General features: G+C 49.5%; 3 protein-coding genes. All 3 read left to right on the plus strand.

The genetic code is table 11. From position 1 onward, the window contains the following. Window positions 1-199 precede the first annotated feature (199 nt). A complete protein-coding gene (locus VIM87_RS25510; RefSeq protein WP_331999724.1) occupies window positions 200-1,132 on the plus strand; it encodes a glycerophosphodiester phosphodiesterase family protein in 933 nt (310 codons plus the stop codon). A gap of 249 nt (window positions 1,133-1,381) precedes the next feature. Beyond that, on the plus strand, window positions 1,382-4,396 hold the full coding sequence (locus VIM87_RS25515) for a TonB-dependent receptor (RefSeq protein ID WP_331999725.1): 3,015 nt from the start codon (window positions 1,382-1,384) through the stop codon (window positions 4,394-4,396). A gap of 19 nt (window positions 4,397-4,415) precedes the next feature. Continuing rightward, the coding region (locus tag VIM87_RS25520) for a RagB/SusD family nutrient uptake outer membrane protein (RefSeq protein ID WP_331999726.1) at window positions 4,416-5,628 on the plus strand (1,213 nt) is incomplete at its 3' end.

The raw sequence follows: 5,628 nt of genomic DNA on the forward strand, positions 1-5,628 counted from the left end.
TTTTATACCTGTTCATAAAATAAACACGTCAAACATATATACGAGCGTACTTTGGGGGGGACTATAATTAACGGAAACGGATCAACGCATCGCGTTTTAACGCATGCACTGTACATGTGAATATCAGCCAGATCAGCAGCAAACAACTATTCCAAACCAGGTACAAGAGCATTTAACCAATTAGTAAAACATAATGCAGATGAAAAAGCGTACCAGCATAGCCGTTATGGGCTGTGCACTGGCCCTGGCCGGCTATTACCTAACGGCCTGTAAAACCACGCAGCATGCCGCTACCACAGCCGGCAGCGATTTACCCGGACATTATAAAGTAGGCCACCGCGGCACCCGCGGGCTTATGCCGGAGAATACCATTCCCGCCATGTACAAAGGCATTGAAACCGGCGCCAACACTATTGAGTTTGATGTGCACATTACTAAGGACGGGCAGGTAGTGGTGTACCACGATGCCTCCTTTACTCCCTCCTACACCACTAAACCGGATGGCAGTGAGATAACAGCTGCAGAACGCAGCCAGTACATTTTTTACAACATGAACTACGCGGATATCAAACCGTTTATTATCGGTGAAAAGCCATACCCGGCCTTTCCGGAGCAGCAGCGTATGCGCAGCTACGCCCCGCTGCTGTCCGACATGATAGATTCCGTGGAAGCCTTTACCACCGCGCATAAGCTGGCGCCGGCATATTACCTGCTGGAAATTAAATCTTCTGAAAAAACAGATGGTAAGGAACAACCTGCACCGGCCGAATACATGCAAAAGCTCATGGCAGTAAAACAGCTGGCGCCTTTAGGCAAACGTTTGTTCATACAGTCTTTTGACATGCGGCCCCTGCAGATCTTACACCGCACACACCCGCAAATAAAACTGGGCTTTCTTACTTCCGATAAACAGCACACTTTTGAAGACCATCTGCAACAATTAGGATTCACACCATTCTTTTATAACCCGGAATACCATATGGTTAGCAAAGAGCTGGTGGATAAATGTCATGCCAAACAGATTAAGATCGTTCCATGGACAGTAAACACAACTGAGGAGGCCCAACGCCTTCAGGCACTTGGGGTGGACGGTATTATTACCGACTATCCGAACCGGTTACCGAAGAATTAATAATTAAGAATTAATAATTAATACGTAGAACAAGGATGTGGTTTACACATGCTCAGGCCGTTCTTATCCCTGATCTGCTGCTCTCATGGCGCTGCTTCTTATTAATTATTCATTCTTCATTATTCATTCCGGCATCGCCGCCGGCGGTCGCTTCAATATATTAATTATTAATTATTCATTATTAATTACTCAACGTTTATGAAACTGCTCTTACGATTCCACTCATCAAGCCGGTTAAAAGTCCGGGTGTTGCTACTGGGGATCTTATGTTTTACTGCATTATCCCTGCAGGCGCAAGACCTGCCCATTACCGGAAAGATCACTGCCGCTAACGGCATGCCGTTGATCGGCGTAAACATACAGGTGGCCGGCACTTCGCGCGGTACTGCCAGTACAGCCGACGGCTCTTTTAAGATCAGCGCGGCCAAAGATGCCACGCTTAAATTCTCCTTTATCGGGTACCTGCCCAAAGAAGTAAAGGTAACGAACACCACCCCGCTGGAAATAAAGCTGGAAGAAGATGTACAAAAGCTGAACGATGTTGTGGTGGTAGGTTATGGTACGCAAAAGAAAGCTACCTTAACCGGCGCTATTACTACCGTGGAAATGGTAGACAAAGTAGGCCAGCCCCTCACCAACGTGAGTAACGCCTTACAGGGCGTACCCGGTGTATTTGCAAACCTCAGCAACAGCCAGCCAGGTGTAGACCGCAGCACCATCCGCATACGCGGCGTGGGCACCCTCAATAACAGCGACCCGCTGGTGCTGGTAGATGGTATTGAATATTCCATGGACGAGCTGAACCCGGCAGATATTGAAAGTGTAACCGTGCTGAAAGATGCGGCAGCAGCCATTTACGGCTCACGCGCAGCCAACGGCGTAATACTGGTGACCACTAAAAAAGGTAAAGGCGCCTCCCGTGTGAATTACAGCTATTACTACGGCCAGCAAAAAGCCACCTACCTGCCGGATATTATTGATGATCCCATTGCTTACATGAAGCTGAAGAACCAGGCTAACAAAAATGAAGGCAAAGCGCCGGAGTATGCGGATGCCGACATTGCAGAATACCAGGCAGGCATGGCCACCGACCACTTCACCTACCCTGCCAACAACTGGTACGATATTGCTTTGAAGAACGGCGTAATACAAAAACACGACCTCAGCGTAGCCGGTAGCACGGATAAATACCAATACCGCCTTTCCATTGGCTACCTGAACAGGGATGGTATCCTCTTTGGGCCCGGCAACAATGAAAATAAATATTCCATCGGCATCAATGCATCTATGAATGTAAATGAGCGGCTGAAAGTAGGCGTTACCATGGATGGCTATTACCGCAATTACACTACGCCCTTTTATACCTCCACCTGGTCGTACCTGGCCAGGGCGCTGCCCATTTTATCAGACACCCTGCAGGATGGCCGCTATGGCAACTCCTGGCTCAGGACCCTGGGCCGCAACAACTGGGAAAACCCGCGTATGCTGGCTTACAATGGCTTAATGACCAAAACGGTGCAGCGTTTCCTGAGCACTGTTTTTGCAGAATATAAGCTGCCCTTCAACATTACATACAATATCAAATTCGGGGTTGATAAATACGATGGATTGCTCACCGGCTTCACGCCCCGTATGCAAACCTTTAACCCTAAAACCGGCGCCGCTATTAACTGGAACAGCCCGGCCACAGCGCCCCGCTCTCAAAGAACAGATTATAACGACATCAACATCCACTTTTACAACACGCTGAACTGGAATCACCAGTTTGCAGGAAAACACAACGTAGCATTAATGCTGGGCTCCAGCTACGATAATTTTGATTCGGATTCCTGGGGCACCAGCATGTACGGTTACCTGGATGGTACGCTGGACGCCTTTGACGCCGGCACCGTGTGGAACGCCACTAACGGTAATTATACCCGCGACGTGCTGCAATCTTACTTTGGCCGCTTGAACTATGATTTTGACGGCAAATATTTGCTGGAAGCTACTTTCCGTAGTGATGGATCTTCCCGCTTCAGTCCAACAGGCTCATACCGCTGGGGCTTTTTCCCCTCAGCATCTGCCGGCTGGCGTATTGACAAGGAATCTTTCTTCCAGTCAAACTTCATTGACCAGTTAAAGCTGCGTGTATCCGTAGGCTCTATGGGTAACCAGGCCGTACCGCTGTACAGCTACCTGCCTACCGTGGAGCTGGGAGAAGATTACAGCTTTGGCGGCACCCTGAACTCCGGCGGCGCTACCAAAAAGTATGTGGATCCTACCATTCACTGGGAAACCACCACTACCTATAATGCAGGCGCCGACGTTAATCTCTGGGGTAACCGTATATCCTTAACCGTAGATGCCTATAAAAAGCACACCACCGGTATCCTGCGTGCAGTGAACATTGCCGCGCAGATAGGCAACCTCACCGGCCCGCAGCAGAACATTGGCGCGGTAGATAATACCGGTTTAGAGGTAGTGCTGCAATACAAGAACAACATCGGCAACCTGGATTATGGTGTGTATGGCAACGTATCCTACAACAAGAATAAGATCGTGGACCTGAACGGTGAAGTAGTATATAACTCAAACGGCACTATTTTAAAAGAAGGCTCCCCTATTGATGCATTCTATGTGCTGCAGGCAGAAGGCCTGTTCCAGTCGCAGGAAGAGGTGGATCACAGCGCCAAGCAAAGCGTGAACACCAAACCCGGTTACATTAAGTTTAAGGATGTAAATAACGATGGTATTATTAACGGTGATGACCGTGTGCTGGTGAATACTTCCTCCTCCGTACCCAAGTTCGCTTTTGGTTTTGGGTTTAACCTGGGATATAAGGGTATTTCGCTCAGCGCCGCTTTCCAGGGCATTTCCGGCGTAAAGGTATTACCGGTGGCCAACCTGGCCTTCCCCTTCTACAATGGCGCCAATGCCACCAAAGAATGGGAAACAGATGCATGGACGCCTGAGAATCCCAATGCACGCCTGCCTATTGTAACTACCAGCACCGGCTATGCAGATAACTTTCAGCGTTCCAGCTTCTGGTTACGGGATAACTCTTACGTACGTATGAAAAATATACAGTTGGGCTATGCCCTGCCTGAGCGCTGGTTATCCAAAGTAAAGATCAGCAAGGTATCTGTATTCATAAATGCGCAGAACCTGCTCACTTTCTCCAAATACAAGGATTTTGACCCGGAAAGTGTGCTGGATCAGTCAGACCTGTACAGCTATCCGATGCTGAAAACCTATAACGGCGGCCTGAATGTTACTTTTTAAACCACGAAAAAACAAACTGATGAAAAAGATATTTCTCTTAATGGCTGGTGCAGGTTTCCTGGCAATGGGCTGTAATAAAAGCCTGCTGGACACTTCCCCGCATGACCGTTATACGGAAGCTACCTTCTGGACCACCCCCGAAGCCGCAGCAGCAGGCCTTACCGGCTGTTACTCCGTATTACGTAATGATGGTATTTATGGCGGTAAGAACACCAGCGGCGGATCGGCCACGGCCCTGTGGGACGAAACCCTTTCGCCCAACGCCTACAACTACAGCAATACCATGAGCTTTAACTTTATTGCAGCCGGGCAGCAGAATGCCAGCACCGGCGGTATTGTTACTGCGCGTTTTGGCGATTGCTATACCGGCATAGGCCGTTGCAACACCTTCCTGGCTAAGGTAGATGAAGTGCCGGAGATGGACGAAGACGACAAAGCCCGCATGAAGGGAGAAGCAAAATTCCTGCGCGCACTGTATTACTTTACCCTGCAAACTTATTATGGCGATGTGCCCCTGATCCTGGCCCCGCCCAATAAAGAAACACAAGGTAAGCTGCCCCGTACGCCCCGTGCAGAAGTAGTAGCACAGGTAATAACAGACCTTGACAGCGCAGCGCTGGTGCTGCCCGAATTCTACAGCGGCACCAACGAAGGCAGGGCCACCAAAGGCGCAGCCATGGCATTAAAGGCCAGGGCGCTGCTGTATGAGGCCAGCCCGCTTTTAAACACCTCGAACGATGTAGCTAAATGGACCGCAGCAGCGGCAGCAGCCAAAGCCGTGATGAGCCTGAACTACAAGCTGTTCGGCGATTACAGGGGCCTGTTCCTGCAGCCCAATGAGAACAACTCGGAAGTGATCTTTGATGTGCAGTACATTTTCCCGAACCAGGGCAGCTCCTTTGACCTGATCTGCACGCAGTATAACACCAATGCACCGCTGCTGGACCTGGCAAAGGCCTACTACATGAAAAACGGCCTGCCTACTTCCGATCCCGCATCCGGTTACGATGCCGCTAATCCGTACCTCAACCGCGATCCGCGCCTGTATGCCACCTTCACCTATCCCGGTGATGTGTATAAAGGCAAAAAAATAGATTCCACCCGTTTTGCCAGCACCGGTTATGGTATGAAAAAGTATAGCATCTATGACAGCGCTACACCGCCCAGCGATAAATCAGATCTGAAGGATGGCCAGTCGGACATTAACTTTATTGTACTGCGTTTAGGCGATG

It is taken from the genome of Chitinophaga sp. (assembly GCF_036569125.1).
In the GTDB taxonomy this organism is placed as follows: domain Bacteria; phylum Bacteroidota; class Bacteroidia; order Chitinophagales; family Chitinophagaceae; genus Chitinophaga.

Bases quoted from the DNA above. Each gene is read 5' to 3' on its own strand.
- VIM87_RS25510 (WP_331999724.1), top strand. From the start codon at position 200: ATGAAAAAGCGTACCAGCATAGCCGTTATGGGCTGTGCACTGGCCCTG.